This window comes from Brevibacterium pigmentatum (assembly GCF_011617465.1).
GTDB classification, from domain to species: Bacteria; Actinomycetota; Actinomycetes; order Actinomycetales; family Brevibacteriaceae; genus Brevibacterium; species Brevibacterium pigmentatum.
The window spans coordinates 2152936-2179593 of the sequence record NZ_CP050153.1; the positions used below are offsets into that span (position 1 = coordinate 2152936).

The window sequence follows — 26658 nt, forward strand, 5'->3', positions numbered from 1 at the left end:
GGCAAACAGGGCATGCGCCGCCCTTTCGCATATTAGTTAGTGCACTAACCATCAGTGTACACTTGAGATGAAACCAGCCCAGTTCTCGCCCCTGCGGCGCCTCGTCGATAGGATCCTCAATGTCGTCCTCCTCGCAGCCTTCCGCCGATGGTTCGAACCGGCACCAGGACCCGAAGCAGAAGAAGTCGGCGCGGAACACCCAGCATCCGGAGTCCCAGCGCGGAGTCGGCTGGCTCAACAATTTCTTCCGCAAGATCGTCGGGCCGGCGCAGGTCGACAACACTCGACCGGGCGGATACTACGAGGACGAGACGCTGCGGCATCAACAGCTCGATGCCATGGGTCTGGAGATGCGCACCGACGCCAACGGTCACTCCTACGTGGTGAAGAAGGGCAGCAAGTAACCACCTCCCGCTCCTCGAGAATGCAAAGGGCCGCCGCACCGATACGGTGCGGCGGCCCTTTCGCTATCCGTCTCTGGCGCTGGCGGGCGAACCTCTCACCGTCAGTGCCGAACGAACGACTGACGGTCAGCGCCAGTCGGTGACGATGTCGACGAGTTCGCGGCGCGGTCCGGTGTAGAACGGGACCTCTTCACGCACGTGCAGACGCGCCTCGGTGTTGCGCAGGTCGCGCATCAGGTCGACGATGCGGTGGAGTTCGGGAGCTTCGAAGGCCAACAGCCATTCGTAGTCGCCGAGAGCGAAGGAGGCGATCGTGTTCGCCTTGATGTCCTTGTACCCAGCTGCGGCCATACCGTGGTCGCGCAGCATCTTCGACCGTTCGGCGGGATCGAGGAGGTACCAGTCGTAGGACCGCACGAACGGGTACACGCAGATGTAGTCGCCGGGCTCGGGATCGGTGAGCAGAGCCGGCAGGTGGGCCTTGTTGAACTCTGCCGGGCGGTGGATTCCGACGTTGGACCAGACGGGTTCGAGCACTCCGCCGATCAGGCTGCGACGGATCGCCGAGTACGCGGCCTGGACGACCTCGATCTCGGGGGCGTGGTACCAGAACATGACGTCGGCATCGGCCCGCAGAGCCGAGACGTCGTAGATTCCGCGGACGACGAGGCCGCGTTCCTTCAGCGGCTCCAGAGCCGCATGCAGCTCATCGGCGAGTTCCCTGCGATCGGCATCGCCGAGTTCTCCCGCAGAGGCGAAGACGGAGTAGGCGATATACCGCGTCTGCTCGTTCGCTTCCTCGATCTGGGCGTCGGTGGGCTGAGTGTATTCGCTCATATCTGCTCCTTCTGTCATCTCTTCATTCTCAATTGTCTTACGAGTCGTCGGCTGACCGGTTCAATCTCTGGGCCGCCGAGTCGGCACGGGCGATGCAGGCGGGAATGCCGATTCCCCCGTACGCGGATCCGGCGAGTTCGAGACCGGGCAGGTCTGCGATCTCCGCATCGACGGCGGCGATCCGTCCGGCATGGCCGGGCAGGTACTGCGGCAGGGCGGAGTTCCAGCGTTGGACTTCTGCGCTCAGCAGGCGCGATTCCGGGCGGGAGGTGATCGCCTGCCAATCGGCGAAGGCGCGTTCGACGATCTCCTCGTCGGACAGGCTGCTCCACACCTCTGGTCCGTCGCCGAAGCGTCCGATGCTCATCCGCACCAGGGCCGTGCCCGCGGGGATATGGGCGGCCGTCCACGGCCATTTGTTCGACACGAAGGTCGAGGCCTTGATGAATGTGCCCTCGGTGACGGGGACGAGGAATCCCGAACCGTCCAGCTCGACTCCCCCGAGATCGACGAGCGCCGCGACCAACGCGGTGGAGGCGTAGGGGACGGACTGCAGTGCCGCGGCCGCGGTGGGGGCCGCCTCGGCGAGGAGTCCCGCGCTGACGTGGGCAGGGGTGGCGAGGACGAGCCCGTCGGACTCGATATCGGTCCCGTCCGCGGTCACCGTCCAAGCGCGACCGTCACGCCGGATACCGGTGACACCGGCGCCGAGGCGGACCTGACCTCCTCGGGCCTCGATCGCCTCGTGCAGGGTCGGGATGAGGCGGTTGATCCCGCCTTCGAAGCTCATGAACACCGGTTCTGCCGGTCGTCCCGGGGCAGCCGCTTGAGCATCGCGTGCGGCAAGCAGCTGCGCCACGAGGTCGAGCACCGAGGTGCCCTCGACGGCGGCGGGCAGCAGGGCAGGAACCGTCTCGGCCAGGGACAGGTCCCGGCAGCGGCCCGCATACACTCCGCCGAGCAGCGGATCGACGAGGGAGTCGACGATGGCATCGCCGAGGCGCTCGGCCAGGAACGCACCCAGCGAGACATCGTCGCCGTCGATCGGGGGCGTCAGCTGCTCGGCAGCCAGACGTTCGGCCGCCTCGGTGCCGATGAGGGATTCGACCTCGGCGGCTTCGGCGGGTACTCCCATGATCGTCCGTTTGGGAATCGCGTGCAGGTCTCCCCGGCTCAGCACCTGCGAATTGTGGTGTGTCGAAGGGAACACCGAGTCGAGGCCGAGTTCGGCGGCCAGGCTCTTAGTCTCCGGACGTCGGTTGAGGCTCGCTTCGGCTCCGGTGTCGATGCCGACGGGCACGGCACCATCGAGCGTGGTCGATTTCAGGCAGCCGCCGAGGCGGCCGCCGGCCTCGAGCACGGTCACGTGGTGATCGGCGGAGAGACGGTACGCGGCGACGAGACCGGAGATCCCTCCCCCGACGACGGTGATCTGTCCCATCCGATCAGCCGCGGCTGCCGAGGATCTCTGCCGAGACGCGGTGCACGAGGTCGACGATGCGACTGGGCACCTCGGGGTCGGTGTCGGGAAGGACGCCGTGGCCGAGGTTGAAGACGAATCCGCGGTCGAGATCGAGTCCCTTGCGCACGATCGCCTCGACGCGGGCCGACAGCGCCTCCCAGGGGGCGAAGAGCAGGGCCGGGTCCAGATTGCCCTGGAGCGCCTGACCGGGCTTGACCCGAGTGGCGGCGTCGGCGAGGTCGACGCGGAAGTCGACGCCGACGGCGGTGGATCCGGCCCGGGCCATGGAGCCGAGGAGCTCACCGGTCTGCACGCCGAAGTGGATGCTGGGCACATCGTGGCCGGACAGTGCGTCGAAGACGGCGGTGGAGTGTTCGAGGACGTGGTTCTCGTAGTCCTCCCGGCAGAGGTAGCCGGCCCAGGAGTCGAAGAGTTGGAAGGCCTTGGCTCCGGCGTTCAGCTGCACGTCGATGAAGGTCGCCGACATCTGTGCGAGCTTGCCCAGGAGCGCGGAGAACGCCTCGGGGTCGGAGGCCATGAGGGACTTCGTCTTCTCATGGTTCTTGCTCGGCCCGCCTTCGATGAGGTAGCTGGCCAGGGTGAACGGGGCGCCGGCGAACCCGATGACGGGGGTGGTCTCGTCGAGTTCGGCGGTCACACGCTGGATCGATTCGGCGATATCGGGGATGTCGTCGGCGTCGAGTCCGGGCAGGGCGTCGATATCGGCGCGGGAGCGCACCGGGGACGCGATGACCGGGCCGACGCCGGGGACGATCTCCACATCGACACCGGCGGCCTGGAGCGGGACGACGATATCGGAGAAGAAGATGGCCGCGTCGACGCCGTGGCGGCGGACCGGCTGCAGAGTGATCTCAGAGACCATCTCGGGGTCGCGGCAGGCATCGAGCATCTGGGTGCCTTCGCGCAGCTTGCGGTACTCGGGCAGGGAGCGGCCGGCCTGCCGCATGAACCAGACGGGAGTGTGCGAAACCGGCTCCGAACGCAGGGCAGCCAACAAGGGTGATGTCATGGCTCCATCTTCCCATTCTTCGATCGCACATGCCCACTCGATCTCGGTTTCAAGACGGGCCGTCTTGCCGTCTCAGAATGCGGCCGAGGACAGCGCCGTCAGGAATGTCCGGGGCCGCCTCGGCGTGGATGATTCCCCTGCCGGCACGGCTGATCTATCGTGGCAACTGTGGTCAACACCTCACCTCTCAATCGCATTCCGGCGGAGTTCTCCGCCGTGACGTCGGTGCTGCGTCAGGCGCGCAGCACGAACAACGTGTCGATTTCCGAGATCCCCGCCCCGGCCCGGCTGGCCCCCTACTCCTATGCTCTCGGCGCCGAGGTCAGCGCCGACGAGACGTTCCTGCGGGCCAGCGGCGAGACCATCGATGAGCTCGCCACCGGCCGCATCGTCGTCCTCTTCGATCCCGCCGCCCCGGAGGAATGGGAAGGCTCGTTCCGGGTGGTCTCCTATATCCGCGCCGAACTCGAACACGAACTCGGCAATGAGACGATGCTCGGCCATGTGGCGTGGAGCTGGCTCGAGGATGCACTCGACTCCAACGACTGCCAGGTGCTCGCCGCCGGCGGGACGACCACTCGGGTGCTGTCCGAGAGCTTCGGCACCTTGGCCGATCGCCCGGCCACGATAGACTTGGAGCTGCGCGCTTCGTGGACACCCGTGATTGACGAGCCGGATCTGATCGGCAATCACTTCGAAGCCTGGATCGATCTGCTCAGCACAGTCGCCGGACTGCCACCACTTCCTGAAGGAGTCACAGCCCTGCCCGGGCGCCGTCGATGACAACCGAACTACCGCTTTTGGAAACACCCGCGAACGGCATCCCCGACGTCGTCGACACCCCGGAGGATCTCTCCTCCTCGATCGCCAGTCTGGCCGCTGCCGCGGGACCCATCGCCATCGACGCCGAACGAGCTTCGGGAATCAGATACGGTCAGCGCGCCTTCCTCGTTCAGCTGCGCCGTGAGGGTGCAGGCACGTTCCTCCTCGATTCCGAGTCTCTCGGTGATCTCAGCGAGCTCAACCCGGCGCTTGGGTCCGATGAGTGGGTCATCCATTCGGTGACACAGGATCTGCCGTGCCTGCAGGAGCGTGGGATGCGCCCGGCGGCCCTGTTCGACACCGAGCTGGCCGCCAGGCTGCTCGGATGGGAGAGGTTCGGTCTGGCCGCTGTCGCCGAGCGCACTCTGGGTGTGCGACTGGCGAAGGAGCATTCGGCCGCCGATTGGTCGACGCGTCCGCTGCCGAAGGAGTGGCTGAACTATGCCGCCCTCGACGTCGAGGTGCTCCTGCCGATCCGCGACATCCTCCACCAGCAGCTGCTCGATTCCGGCCGGTGGGAGTTTGCGCGGCAGGAGTTCACGCACCTGCTCGATTTCACTCCGAAGCATTTCGCTGAGCCGTGGCGGCGCACGCATGGGCTGTCGAAGATCAAGTCACGCCGGGACATCGCCCGGGTCCGTGAGCTCTGGCGGGCACGGGACTCCATGGCGCGCGAGGCCGACCTGGCTCCGTCGAAGATCCTGCGCGATCGTGACCTCGTCGCCCTCGCACAGTCCGGTGTGAAGTCCAGCGATGACATCCTGGCGCAGTGGCGCCGGCTCTCTCGCGCCGAGGCGGCCCGGCTCTTCCGTGCCTACCGCAAGGCCTCCCGGTTGGGTGCCGAAGAGCTGCCGGGACGGTTCGAACGCGGACGGTCGAAGCGCAGCGCGTTCAACCCGGCGGAGCTCAAGGAGCGGGTGGCGGCGCTGAAGGCCGCAATGTCGGAGCTCTCCGACGAGCTGACGATCCCCCATGATGTGCTCCTCCAGCCGGCAATCGTGAAGTCCCTGGCTGCGGAGTCGAACGTCGATGTCGAGGATTACCTCGCCGAGGCGGGGGCACGGCCCTGGCAGGTCGAGCTCAGTGCTCCCGTGCTGCAGAAGGCCTTGGCCGGACTCCCCCAGTCCTGAACCTCACACCGCACGGCGTGAGCTCTGCACCTCACACCGCACGGCGGGAACTCTGATCGGCTCGATCGGCCACCTCGGCGGGCAGGGCCTTAAGAATATCGGACACGATCGTGCCGACGTCGAGGCCCACCTCGGCGAGGATCTCTTCGCGCGTTCCCTGCGGGAGGAACTCATCGGGCACGCCGAGTTCGAGCACACCGATCCGCGAATCGGCTTCGCGCAGGTCGGAGCGGATCTGGGAGCCGATGCCGCCGATCTGCACGCCGTCTTCGATGACGGCCACGAGGCTCTGGTCGGCGGCGAGGTCGATGACGGATTCGGGTACGGGCAGCACCCATCTGGGATCGATGATCGTCGCGTTCAGTCCGTGTTCGGCCAGGCGGTCGGCGACGTCACCGGCCAACCTGGCGAAGGGTCCCACGGAGACGATGAGCACATGCGATTCGGACCCGGCCGGTCCCTCACGGAGGATGTCGACGCCGTCGTCGAGCCGCCTCAGCGCCGGGATGTCGGTACCGACGCCGCCGCGGGGAAATCTCACCACGGTCGGGGCGTCTTCGACGGTCACGGCTTCGCGGAGCTCTTCGGTCAGTCGGGCGGCATCGCGGGGTGCGGCCAGGCGCAGTCCGGGGACGACGCGGAGCATCGCGATGTCCCAGATTCCATGGTGGCTGGCTCCGTCGGGGCCGGTGATTCCGGCGCGGTCGAGCACGAAGGTCACGCCCTGGCGGTGGAGGGCGACGTCCATGAGCACTTGGTCGAAGGCGCGGGAGAGGAACGTGGAGTAGATGCACACGACCGGGTGGAGTCCGCCATAGGACAGACCGGCGGCGGAGGCGACAGCGTGCTGTTCGGCGATGCCGACGTCGAAGACGCGGTGTGGGAATTCCTCGGCGAATTTCGCCAATCCCACGGGCAGGAGCATGGCCGCGGTGATGGCGACAATGTCCTCGCGCTCTTCGGCGAGTTTGCAGATCTCGGTGCCGAAGACGGAGGTCCATGACGTGGATTTCGAGGGTGTCGATCTCCCGGTGACGGGGTCGATGACGCCGACGGAGTGGAACTGGTCGGCGTCGTCGTTGACGGCCGGGTCGAATCCGTGGCCCTTCTGCGTGATCATGTGGACGATGATGGGGCCGCCGTCGAACTGTTTGGCCAGCTGCAGGGCTTTTTCAACCGAGGGCAGATCGTGTCCGTCGACAGGTCCCAAGTATTTGATGCCGAGTTCGTCGAACATTCCGGTCTCGGGCGGGCTGACCATGTCCTTGAGTCCGCGTTTGACGCCGTGGATGGCGCTGTAGGCGGCGCGACCGGGGCGACCGGATTGGCGCAGAGTCTCTTTGCCCCAGCTCAGGAGCTTCTCGTAGCTCGAGGTGGTGCGCAGTTCGTCGAGGTGGGCGGCGAATCCGCCGACGGTCGGGGCGTAGGAGCGGCCGTTGTCGTTGACGATGATGACCAGTCGCCTCGGCGGGGTGGAAGTGTCGACAGCGATGGTGTTGAGCGCTTCCCAAGCCATTCCTCCGGTCAGGGCTCCGTCGCCGATGACGGCGACGACGTGGCGATCAGTCTCACCGGTGAGTTGGCGGGCTTTTGCGATGCCGTCGGCCCAGGACAGGGACGCGGACGCATGCGAGTTCTCGACGACGTCGTGGGCGCTCTCGGACCGGCTCGGGTAGCCGGAGAGTCCGTCGCGCTGTCGGAGGGTGGAGAACTCCTCCCGGCGGCCGGTGAGCAGTTTGTGCACGTACGTCTGGTGGCCGACGTCGAAGATGATGGTGTCGCGCGGCGAGTCGAAGGTGCGATGGAGGCCCATGGTCAGTTCGACGACGCCGAGGTTGGGGCCGAGATGTCCGCCCGTGCCGGACACAGTCGTGATGAGGTAGTCGCGGATCTCTTTGGCCAGTACCTCGCATTCTGATGCGTCGAGGCGGCGCAGATCGGCAGGCGAGCCGAGGGATTCGAGAAAGGTCATGCGGCCTCAGTTCTGACGACATCGTTGGCGGACAGATTCCATCCGCCCCATCCTATCGCTCACCGGCGCGCACCTCACCCTTCGCAGCATATCGCCGCGCTGCAGTACCTCTCACCCTTCGCGACATATCCCCGCGCTGCAGTACCCCTCACCCTTCCCGTCACACCGCCTCGGCGCTGGCAATTCACACCCCTGCGAACAAACCCCTCACCGTTAGTGGCACACCACCCCGTTGCAACGCGGTGTTGAGCGACTGCCGATGAGTGATGGTCGCATTCGCGCCCACTCCCACTCACGCCGAGGCGGCCGACCACCAGCGCACGGATTCCCGAGGACGCGCTCACGCTTCCTGACAATCCCGCTCGACAGCGACCGTCCCTCACCCTTCGCCGCACAGCGCACCGCTGCACCGAGGCGATTTGCCACGAACGGTGGCGGATTCCTTGGCAACGGTGTGTTTTGTCACGAACGGTGACGGATGCCGAACTGAGTGGAGGACGTGACACGAACGGTGAGGGATGCTCGATCAACGGCGCGGCCGCACGCATCCGGGCACGACGAAGGCCGGTGGGAAGAATCCCACCGGCCCTCGTTGTGTTCCGGTTCAGCGCCTAAGCGCGTCTCCTGCGATCAGGCTTCTGCGAGCTGACGCAGAACGTACTGCAGGATGCCGCCGTTGCGGTAGTAGTCGGCTTCACCCGGGGTGTCGATGCGGACGACGGCGTCGAATTCGACCTTCGTGCCGTCTTCCTTCTCGGCGGTGACCTTGACGGTCGCCGGGGTCTTTCCCTCGTTGAGCTCCGTGACGCCTTCGATGGAGAAGGTTTCGGTGCCGTCGAGTCCGAGCGAATCAGCGGATTCACCGGCGGGGAACTGCAGCGGCAGAACGCCCATGCCGATGAGATTCGAGCGGTGGATGCGCTCGAAGCTCTCGGTGATGACGGCCTCGACGCCGAGCAGCTTGGTGCCCTTGGCGGCCCAGTCACGCGAGGATCCCGAGCCGTACTCCTTGCCACCGAGGACGACCAGCGGGGTGCCGGCGGCCTGGTAGCTCACGGAGGCGTCGTAGATCGTCGTCTGCGGTCCGCCCTCCTGCGAGAAGTCGCGGGTGAAGCCGCCCTGGACTCCATCGAGGAGCTGGTTCTGCAAGCGGATGTTCGCAAACGTTCCGCGGATCATGACTTCGTGGTTGCCGCGGCGCGAGCCGTAGGAGTTGAAGTCCTTGCGCTCGACGCCGTGCTCGACGAGGTACTTTCCGGCCGGGGTGTCGGCCTTGAAGGAACCTGCGGGCGAGATGTGGTCGGTGGTCACCGAGTCGCCGAGCTTCGCGAGCACGCGAGCACCCTTGATGTCCTTGACGGCTTCGGGCTTGAGGCCCATGCCGTCGAAGAAGGTGGGCTTGCGCACGTAGGTCGACTCGTCGTCCCACTCGAAGACCTTGCCTTCGGGGGTGTCGAGCTGCTGCCAGCGCTCGTCACCATCGAAGATGCGACCGTATTCGTTGTCGAACATATCGGTCGAGATCGACGAGGAGATGACCGACTCGACCTCTTCAGGCGAGGGCCAGAGGTCGGCCAGGTAGACGTCGACGCCATCCGAGTCCTTGCCCAGGGGCTGGTTCTCGAAGTCGAAGTCCATGGTTCCGGCCAGCGCGTAGGCGATGACCAGCGGAGGCGAAGCGAGGTAGTTCATCTTCACGTCCGGGCTGATGCGACCTTCGAAGTTGCGGTTGCCCGACAGGACAGCGGTGACCGAGAGGTCGTTGTCCTGGATGCTGTTCGAGATCTCCGAGTCAAGCGGACCGGAGTTGCCGATGCAGGTAGTGCAGCCGTAGCCGACGATGTAGAAGTTCAGCGCCTCGAGATCCTCGATGAGGCCGGCCTTCTGGTAGTAGTTCGTCACGACCTTCGAGCCCGGAGCGATCGAGGTCTTGACCCACGGCTTCGAGTTGAGTCCGCGCTTGCGGGCATTGCGTGCCAGCAGTCCGGCGGCCATCATCACCGAGGGGTTCGAGGTGTTGGTGCAGGAGGTGATCGAAGCGATCGCCACGGCACCGTTGGCCAGCTCGAAGTTGCGTCCGTCAGCGGTGCTGACTTCCACGGACTTGTTCTCTTCGCCGGGAGCGGCGTAGTTGTGGATGTCCTTGGCGAACTGGTTCTTGGCGTCGGAGAGCTCGATGCGGTCCTGCGGGCGCTTCGGTCCGGAGATCGAGGGCACCACGGTGGACAGGTCGAGTTCAAGGTACTCGGAGTACTCGACTTCGTTCTCCGGATCGTGCCAGAGTCCCTGCGTCTTGGCGTAGTCCTCGACGAGCTGGATCTGCTCATCCGTGCGGCCGGTGAGCTTGAGGTAGTCGATGGTGACTTCGTCGATCGGGAAGATCGCGGCGGTCGAACCGAACTCGGGGCTCATGTTGCCGATGGTGGCGCGGTTGGCCAGCGGCACCTCGGCGACGCCCTTGCCGTAGAACTCGACGAACTTGCCGACGGCACCGTGCTGACGGAGCATATCGGTGATCGTGAGGACGACGTCTGTTGCGGTCACACCGGAGGGGATCTCACCGGTGAGCTTGAAGCCGACGACGCGCGGGATGAGCATCGACACGGGCTGGCCGAGCATGGCCGCCTCTGCCTCGATGCCGCCGACGCCCCAACCGAGCACACCGAGGCCGTTGACCATCGTGGTGTGCGAGTCGGTGCCGACCAGGGTATCCGGGTACGCCCGGAGAACTCCGTCGACCTCGCGCGGCATGACCACGCGAGCCAGGTGCTCGATGTTGACCTGGTGGACGATGCCCATGCCCGGAGGCACGACCTTGAAGTCTTCGAATGCGGTCTGGCCCCAGCGCAGGAACTGGTAGCGCTCACCGTTGCGCTGGTATTCGATGTCCATGTTCAGTTCGACGGCGTCGGCGGTGCCGAAGCGGTCGATCTGCACCGAGTGGTCGATGACCAGCTCGGCCGGAGCCAGCGGGTTGACCTGATCCGGGCTGCCGCCGAGCTCGACGACCTTCTCGCGCATGGTGGCGAGGTCGACGATGCAGGGCACACCGGTGAAGTCCTGCATCACCACGCGGGCCGGGGTGAACTGGATCTCGGTATCGGGTTCGGCATTGGGGTCCCAGCTGCCGAGGGCTTCAATATGTTCCGAAGTGATGTTTGCGCCGTCTTCCGTGCGCAGCAGGTTCTCCAACAGCACCTTGAGGCTGAAGGGAAGCTTCTCCGACCCTTTGACCTGGTCCAGGCGATAGATCTCATAATCCTTATCGCCCACGGTCAGGGTGCTCTTCGATTTGAACGTATCGACGTTGCTCATCGTGATTCTCCTGTTTCATCCGACACTCATCCAAGAAACCGGATCCGCCCGACTCGGCAGCCGGACCCTTGCATCACGCACCGATTTACGCGACACATATGTTTCCAAAAGTATCTTGACGTCAAGATAAATTCTATCGCATTTGAGGGGCTTTGACCACCATGGCACACGGAGTTGCGATTCGTTTCGATCGGGTTTTCCGCACGCCCTCGTGCGGGCATCACCAGGGCCGCGACCGGGCCTGAACGCCTAGCGTGGAAAGCACAGTCACACGATGCATCGCACCAGCGTGCCACCACCGAGGAGATCCCATGGACCCGTTCACCCTAGGCGCCGGATTCGGCTTCGGCGCAATGCTCGTCGGCATCATCTTCGCCGTCGTCTGCAGCTCGTTCGCAAAGGAGAAGGGCCGATCGGGCGGCTGGTGGGGGCTATGGGGCTTCCTCACGACGTTCATCGCCCTCATCGCGCTCGTCCTCCTTCCCCGCCGCTCGGTCACCGCCGCAGGACCGTGACCGTCTCCAAGTGCGCGGTCAACGGGAAGAGATCGAAGCCGGTGAGACTCTCGATCTCAAATCCCCCGCCCGTGAGCGCCGCAAGGTCCCGGGCGAGCGTGGCCGGGTCACAGGACACGTAGACCAGGGTGTGTGCGGAGGATTCGATGATCGCCGAGGTGGCCTTCCTCCCTGCGCCCGCCCGTGGCGGGTCGAGGATGACGACGTCCGAATCGGGCAGACGGGCCCGATCCACGCTGAGTGCGAGGAACTGTGCCTCGAGATCAGCGGCATTGTCTCGAGCATGTGCAATGGCCGTTGCCACTCCCTCGACTCCGAACAGGGGTGCGCCGGTGGCCCGGGCGGCGGAGATGCCGAGGAGTCCGACCCCGCAGTAGAGATCGGTGATCGCATCGACATCGGCCGGCAGTGCATCGACGACTGCGGAGCTGAGCAGTGCAGCCGCGTCCCGGTGGACCTGCCAGAAGCCGTCGGCGCCGACCGTGAAATCGCAGCCGTCGACCGTTTCGGTCAGGGTGCGGTCGCCGCGGAGTACCCGCAGGGCTGGAGCATGCGCATGGGAGCGGCCGCGCCCACGGGAACGACCACCGCGGCCACGGCCGCGGTTCTGCTCCGGTTCGGCCGCCTCGGCGAGGAGGGAGAAGGAAGTCGGCAGCCAGGATTCGATCTCGTTTAGCACCTGCGCGGTGGGCTGACCGCGGACGATGAGCGCACCGTGGTCGCCGGCCCACGCGAATTCGAGGCGACGGACCCCGGGCACGTACAGCGCCGCGATGTCGAGGTCGTGCAGCGCGCCGACGGCCAGGGGCGGCGTGCTCACGGGAACGACCTCGTGTGATCGGGGGGCGAGCATTCCGGCCCGCCCCTCGTCGTCGACGGCCAGCTGCACACGCGTGCGCCAGTCCGTGCCGTCGGTCTCTCCCGGTGCGGGCAGCACCTCGGCGTCGGAGTCGATGTGGCCGATGCGTGAGAGCTGGTCGCGCAGTACCTCGGCTTTGAGGCTGCGGGAGTGGGCGAGGTCGACGTGGGCGAACTCCATTCCGCCGAAGCCGGCCGGACCGGTGGAGACATAGTCGAGGCGACGGTTCGGCACGCGGTGGGCGGAGGCGTCGACCACCTCGGTGACGGCGGCGCGGAGGAATCGAGCGGGTGGTCCCGCCTCGGTGCGGGCACGGACCTTCTCACCGGGCAGGGCTCCGGAGACGAAGACGACCTGACCGTCGTGACGGGCGATGGAGGTGCCGCCGGCCGCCGGCGCCTCGATGTCGAGGGTGAGTTCCTGGGCGGGTACCGAAGTGTCGCTCATACGTGTTCTAGGCCTGTCTGTACAGCGAGGTGTCGGAATCGGGTCCGTCTCCGCTGTACTGTCGAGAGAAGGATTTCAGTCGCCAGGGCACGGAGACCACGACGACGTTGGGCACCAGCAGCAGTCGGGTGCGCAGTTTGAGGGCGATCTGGTTGTGCAGGATGTGCTCCCACCACCGGCCCACGACGAACTGCGGGATGTAGACGATGACGAGGTCACGCGGCGATCTGCGGCGGATGGCGAGGATATGCGCAAGCATCGGGCGGACGAGTTCGCGGTACGGCGAGCCGAGCACGGTCAGAGGCACCGGCAGCTCCATCTCATTCCACCGTTTCTGCAGATCGGCAGCGGCCTCTTCGTCCACGGCCACGGTGACGGCTTCGAGCTGGCTCGACCGGGTCACTCGGGCGTAGGAGACGGCGCGCATCGTCGGTTTGTCGATTTCGCTGACGACGACGATGGCGTGGGTGTTCGACGGGATCGTCCGTGAGTTCACATCCGCATCAGGGGCGAGCTCACGGGTCACGCGCGAATAGTGGCGGTGGATGGCCCCCATGACGAGGTAGAGCCCGGCCATGGCGGCGACCGCCAGCCAGGCTCCGGCGAGGAACTTCGAGACGATGACGACGATGAGGACGCCGGCGGCGAGCACACAGCCGATGGTGTTGACGACCTGGTTGAAGTGCATGCGCACACGCGTCTTCGAGTCGATGACCAGGCGCAGGCGTTTGCGCCAGTGCAGGACCATTCCCGCTTGGCCGAGGACGAAGCTGGCGAAGACCCCGACGAGGTAGAGCTGGATGAGCACCGTCGCCGAGGCGGATGTGGCGATGACGAGGACGATCGCCGCCGCTGCCAGCAGCAGGATGCCGTTTGAAAAGGTGAGTCGGTCGCCCTTCGTCGCGAGCTGCCGTGGCAGGAATTCGTCGCGTGCCAGACGCGAGGCCAGTCCCGGGAAGCCTTCGACCGCGGTGTTCGCCGCGGCGAGGAGGACGAGGGCGGTGATGAGGACGACGATGAAGAACATCACCGGCGCGTTGTCGAAGATCGCGTGAGCGAGCTGTGCGAGAACGGGTTCCTGTTCGTACTCGGCGCTGACCGGGCTGCCGTCTCCGCGGACGAGGTAGAGATGCGGATCGTCGACGTATTTGATGCCGGTGACCGACGCCAGATAGGTCAGCCCCGTGAGCATGAGAGCGGCGAGCAGGCCTGAGAGCAGCAGGGTGTTGCCGGCGTTCTTGCCGCGTGGCTTCTTGAACGCGGGAACCGCCGTGGCCACGGTCTGCACACCGGCCAGGGCGACCGCTCCGGAGGAGAACGCGCGGAGGACGATGAGGACGGTGGCCAGGCCGAGAGTCGCCTGGTCGCCGATGTTGCTGTGCACGACCGTATAGTCGGCGGTCTGGGCCTGCGGGGTGTCGCCGAGTCCGACCCGGATGAGACCGACCGACATTGTGAGGAAGACGGCACCCAGGAACAGATAGGTCGGCACGGCCAGCAGCATCGGAGTGGCTCGTGAGCCGCGCAGACCGGCGAAGCAGATGAGCAGGATGCCGACGATGGCCACGGGCACACGGTAGGGCGCGAGCATCGGGAACGCTGTGGTGATATAGGCGGCGAAGACCGTCATCGACACGGCCAAGGTGAGCACGTAGTCGACGAGGAGGGCCGCGGCCACGACGAGTCCGGCACCGGAGCCGAGGTTCTTCGACGCCACCTCGTAGTCTCCGCCGCCGGAGGGGTAGGCCTTGACGTTGATGCGGTAGCAGGCGACGATCACGAGGATGACGATGCCGACGGCGATGCCGATCCACGGGGCCACGCTCAGGGCAACCAGCGAGGTCAGCGACAGTGCCAGCAGGATCTCGTCGGGGGCGTAGGCCACCGAGGAGAGCATGTCGGAGGCGAAGACGGGCATCGCGATGCGCTTCTTCAGCGCAGGCGCACGCCTGTCCTCACTGCGGAAGGGCCGTCCAACGAGTAGTCTTTTGACGGCATCGGAAAAATTGCTGGCCACGGCAACCAATGGTAGATCACTGCGGAGAGGAAAACCCATGCACTTCGTGATTATGGGCTGCGGCCGAGTCGGGGCTTCTCTGGCCAAGGCCCTAGATGCGAATGGGCACTCCGTCGCCGTCGTCGACCGTGACCCCGACGCGTTCCTCAAACTGGGTCGGGATTTCAGCGGTTCGACGATCACGGGGATCGGTTTCGACCGTGAGACCCTGTCCCAGGCGAAGACTTCCGAGGCCTTCGCCTTCGCCGCGGTCTCCAGCGGTGACAATTCGAATATCCTCGCCGCGCGTGTCGCCCGTGAGACCTTCGGGGTGAGCAATGTCGCCGCCCGCATCTACGATCCCGATCGGGCGCAGGTCTTTGAGAGGCTCGGCATCCCCACCGTGCCCACCGTGCGGTGGACGGCCGAGCAGGTGATGCGCAAACTCGTCCCACAGGGGTCGATCACCGAATACCGTGAGCCTTCGGGCAACCTCGTCCTCGCCGAGGTGCATCTGGATCCTGGCTGGGTGGCGCGACCGATCAAGGAGATCGAAACACGGACCAAGGCTCGGGTCGCCTATGTCACCCGCCTGTCCGAGGGCATCGTCGCCCACGACGATCTGCTCCTCCAGGACGGGGATCTCGTTCATCTCATGGCTCCGGTCGACCGCCTCGGCGAGATCGAACGGATCCTCGATCAGCCCGTGCGCACCGTGGAGGAAGAAGAATGAGGGTCATCATCGCCGGAGCCGGTTCCGTCGGACGGTCGGTGGCCAGGGAGCTGCTGGACAAGGACCATTCGGTCCTGCTCATCGACCAGAGCAAGGAGGCGTTGGGTCATGAGCGCATTCCGGGTGCCGAATGGCTGCTCTCCGATGCGTGTGAACTCGCAGGTCTCGCCGAGGCGGGACTGGAGGAGGCCGACGTCGTCGTGGCCGCGACGGGAGATGACAAGACCAATCTGGTGCTCTCGCTGCTCGCGAAGACCGAGTTCGGGGTGCCGCGGACGGTCTCGCGAGTGAACAATCCGAAGAACGAATGGCTCTTCGACGACAACTGGGGAGTCGATGTCGCGGTCTCCACTCCGCGCCTGATGACCGCGCTCGTCGAGGAGGCCGTGGAAGTCGGCGGTCTGGTCCACCTCATGAGTTTCGAACGCGGCCAGGCAGGACTGCTCGAGTTCACCGTGCACGAGAACGCCGAGCTCGTGGCCGAGCGCATCGGCGGGATCACCTTCCCGCTCGATACGGTGCTGGTGGCGATCATCCGCAACTCGCGGGCGTTCGCTCCGAGTGCCGATGATGTCATCGAGGCCGGAGACGAACTGTTCTTCCTCTCCTCCCCCGATCAGGAGCCGGCGCTGCTCGCGCTGCTGCAGGAGACCGCGAAGACGGAAGGGAACGCCGACGGCTGAGTCAGGTCGTCTGTGGGCATCGAGTGATCGAGGCCGCTCAGTCCCTGTGACCGGTCAGCTCAGCCCCTGAGCCCGGTCAGTCGTCCGAGTCGTCGCGTGTCTGCAGGAGTTCGTAGACGGGGTTATGTGCGGTGAGCACTCCGTCCTTGCCGCAGAATCGTCCTTCCAGAACGATGAGGGATCCGGGACGGATGCCGCTGATCTCCCGGCGTCCGAGGAACTGGGCGCGGGCTTCGCCCGTGCCGTCGGCGACGGTGATATCGAGCCTGGGGCTGTCGCCGCTGCACGACTGCGTCGTCGCCGAGACGACTCCGGCGATGCGTGAGGTCTTCCGCGCCTCCAGCTCTTCGACCGGGATGGCCCCGGGGATCTGACTGACCAGACGCAGATCGGCCCGGGCCTCGGCCTCACGGGATCCGAAGTCACGCACGAGGCGAGGAATGAGGTTGCGCATCGGCGTTCAGCGGACCTCTGTGATCTCGGGGCCGCGTTCGAAGGGGTTGAGCTCGTCCTCGTCCTTCTCCTCCGTCTCGTCCTGGTCGACCTGTGGGGCGGTCAGCGCGATGAGCTCCCGGGGAGCCATGGCTTCCGCACCACGGTCGACGACGACTCCGCGGAAGAGTGCGGAGAGTTCGGCACGCACATCGTCATCGGTCACAGCCTTGCCGGAGAACACGGCGCGGACGAACCAGCGCGGTCCGTCGATGCCGGCGAAGCGCATGGCGCGTTTGCCGGGACGACCGGATTCCGTCTTCGCCGGAACCTCGATGGCCAGTTCCTTGCCGAGCGAGGTGTGCAGTTCGGTGGATTCTCCGCCCTGTTTGGTCACGGACTCGGCGAGCTGAGCGCGCACCGTGTTCCACAGACCTTCGGAGCGCGGTGTCGCGAACGCCTGCAGCTGGATACCTCCGCCGTTGTGAATGAGGGTCACGGCCAGCACGCGCTGGGAATCGTCGTCCGTGTCCAGGCGCACCTGCATTCCGTCGACGACGGGCACCTTGAGTGCGCCGAGGTCGAGACGATCATGCTCAGGGTATTCCTCGGAGATGTCGAACGGGCCCTTCTCGGACCGGTCGAAGGGCGCGGACTTCTCCAGCAGCGCCTCTTCCTCGTCGATGTCGTCATCGGACTCGGACGCATCGACCTCGTCGACATCGTCGTCTGCGGTGTCGGCATCCTCGGTGTCGGTGTCTGCGTCCTGAGCGTCGAGCTCGTCATCGTCGGTGAACTCGTCATCGGCGCGGACGTCGTCTTCGTTCGTCGGCGTGGATTTCTTGAACCGGGAGAACAGTCCCATGAGTCCTCACTTCTCCTTTTCGCTGAGGCCGGCGTCGATTCCGCCGGTGGATCCGAATCCCCCGGCGCCGCGGGCGCTGTCTTCAAGGGATTCGACGATGTCGAAGTCGGCGTGGGCGATCGATTGGATCACGAGCTGGGCGATGCGGTCGCCGCGGACGACGCGCAGCGGGGTCTTCGCATCGAGGTTGATCAGCGGCACCTTGATCTCGCCGCGATACCCGGCGTCGATGGTGCCCGGTGCGTTGACGACGGTGACCCCGTGCTTGCTCGACAGCCCGGACCGCGGGTGCACGAAGGCGGCGTAGCCCTCCGGCAGGGCGATCGCGATTCCGGTCGGCACGACTCGGCGCTCGAAGGGCTCGAGCACGAAATCGATCGTCGAACACAGGTCCGCCCCGGCATCGCTCGCATGCGCGTAGCCGGGCGCGCTCATGCCCGCGTCGAGGAGCTGAAGGTTGATCTTCACGGTTTCCGTCACAAAGATGCACTCTAACGCTCCAGCCTGAGCGTGGCCAAACCTCTCGCTATGGGACAATGGCCCCATGGCAACAACTCAATCCGGAACCCATGTGGTCTATCAGGAGAAGGTCCGCCCCTCGATCGGCATGTGGATCCTCGTCGTGGTCGCCGCTGCGTCGACGGCGCTCATGGTCATGCCCGTCTGGCAGCTCGGCACCATCATCCTTCCCGTCGTCAGCTTCATCCTCTTCGCCTGGTGGCTGAACTCGCTGACGCTGTCGATCATCGTCACCGAACGTCAGCTGTTCGTGGGCGAGGCTCATATCGACCGCACATTCGTTCCGAGTGCGGAAGCCTTCGACGGCGAGGAGGCCCGCCAGGCCCGCGGCGTCGATCTCGATGCTCGCGCTTTCCTCAAGATCCGCCCATGGGCGAAGTCCGTCGTCCGCATCCATCTCGACGATGATTCGGACCCCACCCCGTACTGGCTCGTCTCGTCACGCCACCCCCACAAGCTGGCAGCCGCCCTCAACCCTTAATCCCCCAATTACTACCTGACGGCGGCCCAGCAACCTCGCGCGAGGTTGCTGGGCCGCCGTCAGGTAGCAAGGAGAGAGAAACGGACCGCGCCCCTTTCGAGGGCGCGGTCCGTTTCTGCGAAGAGAAGCGATTCAGCCTGCACAGTCCGTGCAGATGGGGATCCCGCCTTCTTCGGTCGCAAGCTGCGAACGATGGCGGACCAAGAAGCACTCCATGCATGTGAACTCGTCGTTCTGCTTGGGCAGAACCCGAACGGAGAGCTCTTCGTTCGACAGGTCTGCACCGGGAAGTTCGAAGCCTTCGGCTACTGCAGTTTCGTCTTCGTCGATCTTGCTTGCCTGAGCCTGGGAACGCTGGGCCTTGAGCTGCTCGATCGAATCGCTTTTGATCTCATCGTCTTGCTTGCGAGGTGCGTCGTAGTCTGTTGCCATATGGCCTCTTCGCTCTCTGTCCGGAGGGGGTGCTGAAGAGGAGCATACTCTCCTCTTCCGAGATGTGTCCCCAGCATTGTGCACTGTATGCTTGCCGTTGGCAAGATGGAATGAACACTTGATGCGGTGATTCTCGTCACCAGCTTGTCTGCATGGACAGAGCACACATAGAGTTCACGAAGAGCTCTGCAAGAATGCTTGTGATGGACAGCACCGACAGCACTGCCTGTCGGTAGATTACCGGGTTCGTCCCCTGTGGAGGCGGCCCGAGGAAGGACGGATCCACAATGAGTGAATTCGCTGATCAGCTCGACACCCGAATCGATGATGTCCGTCATCGCATTCACGAGGCCCGGTCTGCCGGCGACGACTTCCTCGTCGAAAATCTCATCGACGACCTGCAGAACCTCATGGAACTGGCGGGTCGGAATGATGTCGACACCGGCCCCATCGCCGAGGTGATCCAGGCCGAGACCGGCGCCCTGCCGGTCATCCCGAGTCCCGAGGATTACTGAGGGACAGCACAGAGAAGAACCCTCCCCCACCGATTCGGTGAGGGAGGGTTCTTTCGTCTCCGGGGTTCAGTCCCGGGGCTCAGTTCAGGCGCACAGTCCCAGAACTCAGTTCGCCATGGTCCAGTTCGGGTAGGTCGCACGTTCGATGCGGCCGCGGCAGCAGTCGATGCTGCAGGCACCGCTGCCGGGGACCAGAGCCTTCGTGCCGGGCAGAGCCGGCGCGTCGACGGCGTCTCCGCGCAGCTGCGCGACGCGCTCCTCGACGAGGTCGATCAGTCCCCTGACGAAGGCGTCATGGGTGCCGACGGTGGCCACGCGAGTGAAGTCGAAGCCGAGCTCTTCGGCGGTCTCCTTCGCCTCGGTGTCGAGGTCGAAGGCGACCTCCATATGGTCGGAGATGAAGCCGATGGGCACGAGCACGACCCCGGTCACACCCTCCTCGGCGAGTTCGGTCATCCGGTCGTTGACATCGGGTTCGAGCCACGGCACCTCGGGCGAACCCGAGCGCGAGCAGTAGACGAGCTCGGCGGGAACACGATCGGCCTCATCGATGCGCCCCATGAGGTGGTCGATGAGTTCTTCGTGCTGGGCCTGGTAGCCGTTGGTGGTCACCGCAGAGGCATCCTGCATGACATTCGGGATCGAATGGGTGACGAAGAGGATCCGGTGCTTGGACGAGTCGATCTGCCCGACCTTCGCCCGGAAATCGGCGAGGCCCTGGTGCAGGCAGTCCGCGCAGGCGTCGGCATATCCGGGGTGGTTGTAGAACTGACGGATCTTGTCGATCGAGACCGAGAGGCCCTCGTCCTTGAGCGTGTCGATCGTCTTCGCGAAGTCCTCACGATACTGACGGCACGATGAGTAGGACGAGTAGGCGGAGGTGTCGATCGAGAGGAACTGTGTGGCACCGTTCTTGGCCAAACTGCGGACCTCATCGGTGAGATAGGGGTCCCAGTTGCGGTTTCCCCAGATCAACGGAGTGTCGATTCCGCGGCGATCGAGTTCGGCGCGCAGGGCGGCCAGCAGAGCCTTGTTCTGATCGTTGATCGGAGACTTGCCTCCGAAGCCGAAATAGTGCTCTCCCACCTCCTCGAGCCGCTCCTCGGGAATCCCGCGGCCGGCGGTGACGTTGCGAAGGAATGGAACCACTTCTTCTGGGGCCTCCGGTCCGCCGAATGACATGAGGACCAGGGCGTCGATGGGTGCAGTCGTTTTCACACTTTCGATCTTACAGACTGCACCTCAGCAAGGCCCGCTGTCCGCAGAGTGAGCCGTGCCCACTCACGGAGCAGACGCAGATCGGTCCGGCACCCAGGTCCATGCCCTCGCCTGCCGCGCCCACGCCTCCCGAGCCCTGCAGACGCCGTTCGGCCCAGCTCGCGGGCCCACGCCTGGCCCATTCGTGTCCGGTCTCACAGATTCGCACCCCTGACGGTCGATCCGGCCCGTGATTTCGCGACTCGCGCGGAAATCTGCCCGGCACGACGCGCCGAACGTGACACGATGCTTCTGAGACGCGACAAAGGAGCTTAAGGCAATGCGTGAACTGATCTTGAACGGAGTCAACGCAGACGGCACCCATCTGCTGTTGAACGACGAGAACGGGCTTCAGTACCGAGTCGTCCTCGATGAGGCTCTCATCGCCGCGGTCCGCAGGGACCGCTCCCAGTCCAAGCCCGAGGCTCCCGTGCGCCCGAAAGAGATCCAGGCCATGATCCGCGGCGGCATGGACGCCGAGGAGGTCGTGGCCGCCACCGGTGCCGACATCGAATATGTGCGCACCTATGAAGGTCCGGCGATGGCCGAGCGCGAACGCACCGCCTACCTCGCCAGCCGTCATCCCATCTATTCCGATCACGATCCCAACGGTGAGCCGACTCCGCTCATCGAGCTGTGTCAGGAACGTCTGGCGATGCGCGACGTCGATATCGAGACGATGGAGTGGGATTCCTGGAAGCAGCAGGACGGCAACTGGTACATCCAGCTCAGCTTCACTGCCGCCGACCGTGTCCGCACCGCCAGCTGGCACTACTACCGCAGATCGCTCACCCCGATCGACGATGAGGCGAAGTGGCTCGCCGATTCCGGGCCCACCGATACCGGACCGATCCCGAACTACGGAAGCGGTGCCGAACGTCAGAGGAACACCGAGGAGGTCGATGTCCTCCCGAACACCGATCAGTCGTCCGCGTCGATCGCCTCGGACGGACCGGTCCGTCCCACCGCCGGTTCCGCTCCGTCGCAGCAGGCCCGCGATCACCAGGCCGAGACCGGCCGGATCCTGGAGAACCTGCGCAAGCGCCGCCACACCGAGGAGGAGCCGCGGACTCGTCTGCGCGCGGTCACCGAGGATCCCGAGACTCACCCGCAGGGAGCGCACACCGCTCCCGGCCAGCCCGAAGCCGCCACCGATGACGAGGTCTTCGCCTTCGAGGATTCGGCTCCCTCTGCTGAGGAGCCGCAGGAGCCGACCGAGAAGGTCGGTGTCTTCGACGATGAGAATCAGCTCTCACTGCTCAATGAGCCCGGGGTGAGCGATCACTCCGATCAGTTCAAGGACTCCGCCTCGGCGAAGGATTCGAAGCCGAAGTCGAAGAAGAATTCGCGTGCCTCGATCCCGAGCTGGGACGAGATCATGTTCGGCTCGAAGCGGGACTGACCTCAGACTCTCGAGCGTTCGACCTCGGGAACCTGTGTTCCGAGATCGACGACCTCATCGCCGTCCGCGATCAGTCGCCGGTCATGGGTGACCATGACGACCGTGCGGTCGCGCAGGTTCCCGCGCAGATCGTCGATGAGCAGCCGTGCCGTCTCATCGTCCAGGTGTGCCGTCGGTTCGTCGAGGACGATCACATCGGCCCCGGTCAGCAATGTCCTGGCCACCGCCAATCGCTGTCGCTGACCGCCGGAGATCTCGGTCCCGCGGTCGCCGACCCACCGGTCGAGCCCCTCGGCGTCGGCCCAGTCGCCCAGGCCCGCCGCTCTCAGTGCGGCCGTCATCTCGTTGTCTCCGGGAACCGATCGCTGAGCGAGGGCGAGATTTCCGCGCACGGTGGAGCGGAAGACGTGTGCTTCTTGAGGGCACCAGGCGATTCGGCCGACCAGGTCCTCGGGTGAGCGTGTGAGCATATCGTGGCCGGTCCCGTTCCGGTCTCGGGCGCGGTAGCTTCCGAACCAGGGGTCGAGGAACCGCAGGAGCACACTCAGGCTCGTCGTCTTGCCCGTTCCGCTGTCGCCGCACAGCACGGTCCAACCGCCGCGTTGGGCTCTCAGGTCGAGACCTGAGACAGCAGCCTGGTCATCCCATCCGACGGTGATCGTGTCGAGTTCGAGGGCCTCGACTCCGACGAGCTCGTCTGCGGGGTCCGAACTGCGGGCCGATTCGTCGAAATCCTCGACATCGTCGACTGCCGTTTCGGCTCCCGACGAGGCCTCGGCATCGGAGTCCTCCGCACTGGTCGGTTCGGGCAGGCAGTCCAGTGCCGCGCCCAGCCCGGGCAGCTGACGGAATGCGTCGAGTGCCGAAGCGAACAATTCACCCAGTCCCAATGCAATGAGGGACAGCACGGCGACGATCTCGGTCGGAGCCTCTGTGCTCGCCGCCAGGATCACCGCGGTGGTGAACGTGCTCAGCTGCAACCACAGTTGGGCGAGTCCGAAGTTGCGGGCAGATGCCTTCTGCTTCGCCTCGAGATCGGACTCCAGACCGGCCAACAGGCCGAGCACTCGGGAATCGGCGCTGTTCGTGCGCAGATCGTCCTTCGCATGCAGGGCGCGAGAGAGCACGGACAGGATCCGGTTGCGGTCGTCCCTGATTCCGTGAACGAGGCGGCTCTCCTCCCGGATCACGACGATCGGGACGATGACGAGGTTGATGACGCCGAGAAGGACGAACCATCCCAGGGAACTCACGTCGAGGAGTGCGGCGGTGATGCTCACGCCGATGACGACCAGGGTCGAGACGAGCGGCGGGAACAGAGTCCGGGGCACCAGGTCACGGACGTCATCGGCGTCGGCGACCATGGCGCGCAGTGCGGAGTCAGAGGTCAGCAGTCGCCGATCGCTCATGCCGACGCGTTCGAAGTGCTCCCATAGCCGGGTGCGCAGTCGGGTGAGTGCGGCGAAGATCGCCGAATGCAGCTTCAGCCGGCTGACATAGAGCAGCACGGACCGGCTGAGCCCGAAGAAGCGCACACCGACGATGGCGACCATGAGCAGCATGATAGGCGGCTGGTAGGAGGCTTCGACGATGAGCCAAGCAGAGACCGCAGTCAGGGCGATGGCGGCGAGGCTCGACGCGCAGGCGGTGAGGGCGGCCACCAGCATGGTCGGGGTGAACAGGGGCAGGCTCGAGGACAGAATCGACCAGCGTCGACGCAGAGCCGCCGTCCAGGACTCTTCCCGGGACTGCCGCTTGTCGACATCCGGCTGCCTCTCGACCCCGGAGCGATATCCTGGGGCGCTTCCGGAACTTGTCCGGGACTCAGTCCCGGAGTCTTCGTCCCGCGCGGCTGCGGCAGCGGTGTCGACCGTGTCAGCTCTGCTCTGAGCCGCTGCCATGGCTGTCGTCGCGACCGCTGGTTCTGCGTTCTCGCCCACCGAGACCCGAGTCTTCTCCGGGCGGATCTCCGTGTCCGCCAGGGCACGGACCCGTTCGTCATGGCTGGCGAGGATCACCCGGTGGGTGGCGGCCGCCTCGGCGATCAAGCTGATGACGATGTCGGCGTTGTCGGCGTCGAGGTGCGCGGTCGGTTCGTCGAGGACGAGCACCTCGGCCCCGTCACCGAGGCGGTGCAGCACACGCACCAACGCCAGCCTGCGCTGCTGGCCGGGGCTGAGCGCCGCCGTCTGCACCTGCAGATCGGCTGGCAGTCCGGCGGCCGACAGAGCCGTCCGTGCGCGATCCTCATCGAGTCCGAAGAGGTCGAGTTCGGCACCGATGGTCTCAGCGAACATGCGCGGAGCCTGCGGCACATACGCGGCGGTCACCGGATCGACGGTCGAGTGCGCGTCTGCCGGCAGACTGCCGACCAGAGCGCTGAGCACAGTGGTCTTGCCGGTTCCCGACCTGCCGCTGATCGTCGTCACGCCCGGCCGGGTGTCGATGGTGCCCGACCAGGTGATGAGTGTGCCGTCGGCATAGGCGACCCGCTGCTCGCCCGGTCGACCTGATGTGTCGGGCGTGCGCTCCCCGGCCGCCGTCGAGTCGGTGACCGTCGACTCGGCGTCCGCCGTCGAATCGGTGGTGGCCGTCGGCTCCCCTCCCGCGTGCGTCTCCGACAGCAGCGCCTGGGCTCTGCCCCGGGCTTCGCGGCCGTTCTCGCTCGCGTGGTAGCCGGCTCCGAGTTCCCGCAGAGGGATGAAGCATTCTGGTGCGATGAGCAGGACCAGCAGACCATCGCTGAGGTCCATCGTCCCGTTGACCAAACGCAGACCGATGACGACGGCCACGAGGGCCACCGAGATCGTGGCGATGAGCTCGAGGGCCAGACTCGAGAGGAACGCGATGCGCAGAGTCGTGAGGTTCGCCTGATGGTAGCGCTCCCCCAGTTCCCGCAGCCGGCGCGCATGATCGCGTGAGCGTCCGAGACCGATGAGGACGGGAAGCCCCTCGGCGAGTTCGGCCAGATGGTCGGACAGTCTCTCCAGAGCCGCCATGGTCTCCGCGGTCGAGTCGGCCGTATAGCGGCCGATGAGCACCATGAACATCGGCACCAACGGCAGGCACACCGCGATGATGACCGCCGAGAGGACATCGCTGAAGACGATGCGCACCAGCAGCACGATGGGCACCACGGCAGCCGCGGTCAGCGCCGGCACCACGGTGGTGAAATAGTCGTCGAGATCGTCTATTCCGCGGGTGACAGTGACTGCCGCATTCGTGCGCGGGCGTCCCCGACCGCGCAGCAGGCCCGAGAGGATCTGCAGACGCAGTCCGCGTTTCGATGCGGAGGCCAGACGGGTGCCCAGGCTCCGGTCGAGCCAGAGGCCGCCGCCGCGCAGCAGCGCACCGAGGGCTCCGAGCACCACCCACAGTCCGGGCGCACTGTGGCCGATGATGGCTCTGACCAGGGCTTCGGCGATGAGGACGATTCCCACCGCCCGGCACAGGGCGGAGAGCACGGACAGTGCCAAGCCTCGCCGACCGGTCGGCAGCTCGAGCAGAATCGACAGAGGCGAGCTCACGACCGGATCGCCACCGGCACTTTGTGCGCGTCGGGGATGTGGGTCTCGGCGATGCGGCCGAGGAACATCCGGTAGCTGAAGATCTGGTAGGCGATGATGATCGGCAGGATCACGATCGTCACGATGAGCATGACGTTCAGGGTGTAATCCGACGAGGATGCCGCAGCGATCGTCAGCGAGTTCGCCGGATCGATCGTCGAGGGCAGCACGTTCGGGAAGGCACCGGCGAATGCCGCAGCCAGTCCCGCGATGAGGTAGATCCCGTGCAGGATGAAGGCGCGCTTCTCGGCACCGGCTCTGACCGCGAAGAACGCGGCGACGAGGGCGGCGATCGAGATGAGCACCGGGACGACGAGCCAGGTCCGCTGAGTGATCGAGTAGGCGAACCAGATGAGGAACGGAATCGCTGCCGGCAGCATGATCCGACCAGCCCAGCGCCGCGACCGTGCTCGGGCATCGTCCTGAGTCTTGAGGCCGAGGTAGATGAGCCCGTGGGCCAGGGAGAAGCCGAGTCCGCCGAGTCCGCCGACGAGCGCCGGCCACGAGATCCAGGCGAAGGCGCCGCCGATCATATCGCCATGGTCGTTGAGCGGCAGACCGATGGTCGTCAGTGCGAGCATCGCACCGATGCAGAAGGCGGTTCCGGCCGATCCCACAGCCAAGGCCCAGGTCCAGAAGGACCTCCACCTCTCCGAGTGTCCCTTTCCGCGGTATTCGATGGCCACGGCGCGGAAGATCAGTGCGAGCAGGCAGATGGTCAGCGGAATGTAGAGCGCTGAGAACAGGGAGGCGTACCAGTGCGGGAAGGCAGCGAACATCGCACCGGCCGCGGTGATCAGCCAGACCTCGTTGCCTTCCCAGACCGGACCGATCGAGTTGAGCAGAACGCGCTTGCCGCGTTCGCTGCGGCTGAGGAAGGGCATCATCATGCCCACACCGAGGTCGAACCCGTCGAGAAACAGGTATCCGATCCAGAGCACGACGATGAGGACGAACCAGATTGTGGCGAGGATTTCCATCGTG

At 65.5% G+C, this 26658-nt stretch carries 23 protein-coding genes; 9 read left to right on the forward strand and 14 right to left on the reverse strand.

Translation table 11 applies throughout. From position 1 onward, the window contains the following. Positions 1-119 precede the first annotated feature (119 nt). Positions 120-404, forward strand: coding sequence for a hypothetical protein (locus GUY30_RS09795; protein ID WP_167193008.1), 285 nt, complete (start codon positions 120-122; stop codon positions 402-404). Positions 405-530: 126 nt separating this feature from the next. Here the strand turns inward: GUY30_RS09795 and hemQ are convergent, their stop codons facing one another. Genes hemQ through hemE form a run of 3 tightly spaced genes read right to left on the reverse strand, consistent with a single transcriptional unit; the run spans position 531 to position 3733 of the window. Continuing rightward, the gene (hemQ, locus tag GUY30_RS09800) at positions 531-1241 is read right to left on the reverse strand and encodes a hydrogen peroxide-dependent heme synthase (protein ID WP_167196810.1); all 711 of its coding nucleotides are present in this window, start codon (positions 1239-1241) and stop codon (positions 531-533) included. Positions 1242-1278: 37 nt separating this feature from the next. Beyond that, positions 1279-2682, reverse strand: a complete 1404-nt coding sequence (gene hemG / locus GUY30_RS09805) for a protoporphyrinogen oxidase (RefSeq protein ID WP_167196813.1) — start codon at positions 2680-2682, stop codon at positions 1279-1281. A gap of 4 nt (positions 2683-2686) precedes the next feature. Next, on the reverse strand, positions 2687-3733 hold the full coding sequence (hemE, locus tag GUY30_RS09810) for a uroporphyrinogen decarboxylase (protein WP_167196815.1): 1047 nt from the start codon (positions 3731-3733) through the stop codon (positions 2687-2689). 168 nt (positions 3734-3901) lie between these two features. Here hemE and GUY30_RS09815 point away from each other — a divergent pair, with 168 nt between their 5' ends. Beyond that, on the forward strand, positions 3902-4516 hold the full coding sequence (locus GUY30_RS09815) for a DUF3000 domain-containing protein (protein ID WP_062242954.1): 615 nt from the start codon (positions 3902-3904) through the stop codon (positions 4514-4516). Positions 4517-4533: 17 nt separating this feature from the next. Next, entirely contained in the window at positions 4534-5685 is a 1152-nt protein-coding gene (locus GUY30_RS09820) for an HRDC domain-containing protein (protein ID WP_228281222.1), read from the forward strand. Between the two features lie 31 nt (positions 5686-5716). Here GUY30_RS09820 and dxs read toward each other — a convergent pair whose 3' ends face one another. Further along, on the reverse strand, positions 5717-7657 hold the full coding sequence (gene dxs / locus GUY30_RS09825) for a 1-deoxy-D-xylulose-5-phosphate synthase (RefSeq protein ID WP_167196821.1): 1941 nt from the start codon (positions 7655-7657) through the stop codon (positions 5717-5719). Positions 7658-8287: 630 nt separating this feature from the next. Further along, entirely contained in the window at positions 8288-10972 is a 2685-nt protein-coding gene (gene acnA / locus GUY30_RS09830) for an aconitate hydratase AcnA (protein ID WP_167196824.1), read from the reverse strand. A gap of 311 nt (positions 10973-11283) precedes the next feature. Here acnA and GUY30_RS09835 point away from each other — a divergent pair, with 311 nt between their 5' ends. Continuing rightward, a complete protein-coding gene (locus GUY30_RS09835) occupies positions 11284-11487 on the forward strand; it encodes a hypothetical protein (RefSeq protein WP_167196827.1) in 204 nt (67 codons plus the stop codon). On the opposite strand, the gene GUY30_RS09840 is transcribed toward GUY30_RS09835, so the two are convergent. Together GUY30_RS09840 and GUY30_RS09845 are read right to left on the reverse strand one after the other, a co-directional pair. After that, the gene (locus GUY30_RS09840) at positions 11468-12793 is read right to left on the reverse strand and encodes a class I SAM-dependent RNA methyltransferase (protein ID WP_167196830.1); all 1326 of its coding nucleotides are present in this window, start codon (positions 12791-12793) and stop codon (positions 11468-11470) included. The two genes, GUY30_RS09835 and GUY30_RS09840, sit on opposite strands and share 20 nt — an antisense overlap. Positions 12794-12800: 7 nt before the next feature. Then, on the reverse strand, positions 12801-14711 hold the full coding sequence (locus GUY30_RS09845) for an APC family permease (protein WP_208091523.1): 1911 nt from the start codon (positions 14709-14711) through the stop codon (positions 12801-12803). A gap of 136 nt (positions 14712-14847) precedes the next feature. Here GUY30_RS09845 and GUY30_RS09850 point away from each other — a divergent pair, with 136 nt between their 5' ends. After that, the gene (locus tag GUY30_RS09850; protein ID WP_167196836.1) at positions 14848-15522 is read left to right on the forward strand and encodes a potassium channel family protein; all 675 of its coding nucleotides are present in this window, start codon (positions 14848-14850) and stop codon (positions 15520-15522) included. Further along, the gene (locus tag GUY30_RS09855; RefSeq protein WP_167196838.1) at positions 15519-16205 is read left to right on the forward strand and encodes a potassium channel family protein; all 687 of its coding nucleotides are present in this window, start codon (positions 15519-15521) and stop codon (positions 16203-16205) included. The genes GUY30_RS09850 and GUY30_RS09855 overlap by 4 nt, the downstream gene beginning before the upstream one ends. 76 nt (positions 16206-16281) lie before the next feature. On the opposite strand, the gene GUY30_RS09860 is transcribed toward GUY30_RS09855, so the two are convergent. From GUY30_RS09860 to dut, 3 genes are read right to left on the reverse strand one after another with little or no spacing between them, the layout of a single operon-like run. Next, positions 16282-16659 carry an OB-fold nucleic acid binding domain-containing protein gene (locus GUY30_RS09860; protein ID WP_167196841.1) on the reverse strand — a complete coding sequence of 126 codons (378 nt, stop codon included), beginning with the start codon at positions 16657-16659 and terminating at the stop codon, positions 16282-16284. 6 nt (positions 16660-16665) lie between these two features. Next, on the reverse strand, positions 16666-17502 hold the full coding sequence (locus GUY30_RS09865; protein ID WP_167196844.1) for a DUF3710 domain-containing protein: 837 nt from the start codon (positions 17500-17502) through the stop codon (positions 16666-16668). 6 nt (positions 17503-17508) lie between these two features. Continuing rightward, positions 17509-17982: a dUTP diphosphatase gene (gene dut, locus GUY30_RS09870; protein ID WP_228281223.1), complete on the reverse strand. Its 474-nt coding sequence runs from the start codon at positions 17980-17982 to the stop codon at positions 17509-17511. Between the two features lie 64 nt (positions 17983-18046). Here dut and GUY30_RS09875 point away from each other — a divergent pair, with 64 nt between their 5' ends. Beyond that, positions 18047-18502, forward strand: a complete 456-nt coding sequence (locus GUY30_RS09875; protein ID WP_167196850.1) for a DUF3093 domain-containing protein — start codon at positions 18047-18049, stop codon at positions 18500-18502. Between the two features lie 132 nt (positions 18503-18634). Here GUY30_RS09875 and GUY30_RS09880 read toward each other — a convergent pair whose 3' ends face one another. Then, a complete protein-coding gene (locus tag GUY30_RS09880) occupies positions 18635-18934 on the reverse strand; it encodes a DUF4193 domain-containing protein (RefSeq protein WP_039210296.1) in 300 nt (99 codons plus the stop codon). Between the two features lie 287 nt (positions 18935-19221). Between GUY30_RS09880 and GUY30_RS09885 the strand changes: the two genes are divergently transcribed. After that, positions 19222-19449, forward strand: a complete 228-nt coding sequence (locus GUY30_RS09885) for a hypothetical protein (protein ID WP_167196853.1) — start codon at positions 19222-19224, stop codon at positions 19447-19449. A 105-nt stretch (positions 19450-19554) separates the two neighbouring features. Here the strand turns inward: GUY30_RS09885 and GUY30_RS09890 are convergent, their stop codons facing one another. Further along, positions 19555-20667, reverse strand: coding sequence for a ferrochelatase (locus GUY30_RS09890; RefSeq protein WP_167196856.1), 1113 nt, complete (start codon positions 20665-20667; stop codon positions 19555-19557). A gap of 319 nt (positions 20668-20986) precedes the next feature. On the opposite strand from GUY30_RS09890, the gene sepH reads away from it, so the two are divergent. Continuing rightward, positions 20987-22108 (forward strand): septation protein SepH, encoded by a 1122-nt coding sequence (sepH, locus tag GUY30_RS09895; RefSeq protein ID WP_167196859.1) that lies wholly within the window; start codon positions 20987-20989, stop codon positions 22106-22108. Between the two features lie 2 nt (positions 22109-22110). Here sepH and cydC read toward each other — a convergent pair whose 3' ends face one another. Further along, positions 22111-25635: a thiol reductant ABC exporter subunit CydC gene (gene cydC, locus GUY30_RS09900; RefSeq protein WP_167196862.1), complete on the reverse strand. Its 3525-nt coding sequence runs from the start codon at positions 25633-25635 to the stop codon at positions 22111-22113. Further along, positions 25632-26654 (reverse strand): cytochrome d ubiquinol oxidase subunit II, encoded by a 1023-nt coding sequence (gene cydB / locus GUY30_RS09905; RefSeq protein WP_167196865.1) that lies wholly within the window; start codon positions 26652-26654, stop codon positions 25632-25634. The genes cydC and cydB overlap by 4 nt, the downstream gene beginning before the upstream one ends. Positions 26655-26658 lie beyond the last annotated feature (4 nt).

What these genes read in the sequence shown, in the direction of transcription:
- GUY30_RS09795 (WP_167193008.1), top strand. Translation starts at nt 120, where the DNA reads ATGTCGTCCTCCTCGCAGCCTTCCGCCGATGGTTCGAACCGGCACCAG.
- hemQ (WP_167196810.1), bottom strand. Translation starts at nt 1,241, where the DNA reads ATGAGCGAATACACTCAGCCCACCGACGCCCAGATCGAGGAAGCGAAC.
- hemG (WP_167196813.1), bottom strand. Translation starts at nt 2,682, where the DNA reads ATGGGACAGATCACCGTCGTCGGGGGAGGGATCTCCGGTCTCGTCGCC.
- hemE (WP_167196815.1), bottom strand. Translation starts at nt 3,733, where the DNA reads ATGACATCACCCTTGTTGGCTGCCCTGCGTTCGGAGCCGGTTTCGCAC.
- dxs (WP_167196821.1), bottom strand. Translation starts at nt 7,657, where the DNA reads ATGACCTTTCTCGAATCCCTCGGCTCGCCTGCCGATCTGCGCCGCCTC.
- acnA (WP_167196824.1), bottom strand. Translation starts at nt 10,972, where the DNA reads ATGAGCAACGTCGATACGTTCAAATCGAAGAGCACCCTGACCGTGGGC.
- GUY30_RS09835 (WP_167196827.1), top strand. Translation starts at nt 11,284, where the DNA reads ATGGACCCGTTCACCCTAGGCGCCGGATTCGGCTTCGGCGCAATGCTC.
- GUY30_RS09840 (WP_167196830.1), bottom strand. Translation starts at nt 12,793, where the DNA reads ATGAGCGACACTTCGGTACCCGCCCAGGAACTCACCCTCGACATCGAG.
- GUY30_RS09845 (WP_208091523.1), bottom strand. Translation starts at nt 14,711, where the DNA reads ATGCCCGTCTTCGCCTCCGACATGCTCTCCTCGGTGGCCTACGCCCCC.
- GUY30_RS09850 (WP_167196836.1), top strand. Translation starts at nt 14,848, where the DNA reads ATGCACTTCGTGATTATGGGCTGCGGCCGAGTCGGGGCTTCTCTGGCC.
- GUY30_RS09855 (WP_167196838.1), top strand. Translation starts at nt 15,519, where the DNA reads ATGAGGGTCATCATCGCCGGAGCCGGTTCCGTCGGACGGTCGGTGGCC.
- GUY30_RS09860 (WP_167196841.1), bottom strand. Translation starts at nt 16,659, where the DNA reads ATGCGCAACCTCATTCCTCGCCTCGTGCGTGACTTCGGATCCCGTGAG.
- GUY30_RS09865 (WP_167196844.1), bottom strand. Translation starts at nt 17,502, where the DNA reads ATGGGACTGTTCTCCCGGTTCAAGAAATCCACGCCGACGAACGAAGAC.
- GUY30_RS09875 (WP_167196850.1), top strand. Translation starts at nt 18,047, where the DNA reads ATGGCAACAACTCAATCCGGAACCCATGTGGTCTATCAGGAGAAGGTC.
- GUY30_RS09880 (WP_039210296.1), bottom strand. Translation starts at nt 18,934, where the DNA reads ATGGCAACAGACTACGACGCACCTCGCAAGCAAGACGATGAGATCAAA.
- GUY30_RS09885 (WP_167196853.1), top strand. Translation starts at nt 19,222, where the DNA reads ATGAGTGAATTCGCTGATCAGCTCGACACCCGAATCGATGATGTCCGT.
- sepH (WP_167196859.1), top strand. Translation starts at nt 20,987, where the DNA reads ATGCGTGAACTGATCTTGAACGGAGTCAACGCAGACGGCACCCATCTG.
- cydB (WP_167196865.1), bottom strand. Translation starts at nt 26,654, where the DNA reads ATGGAAATCCTCGCCACAATCTGGTTCGTCCTCATCGTCGTGCTCTGG.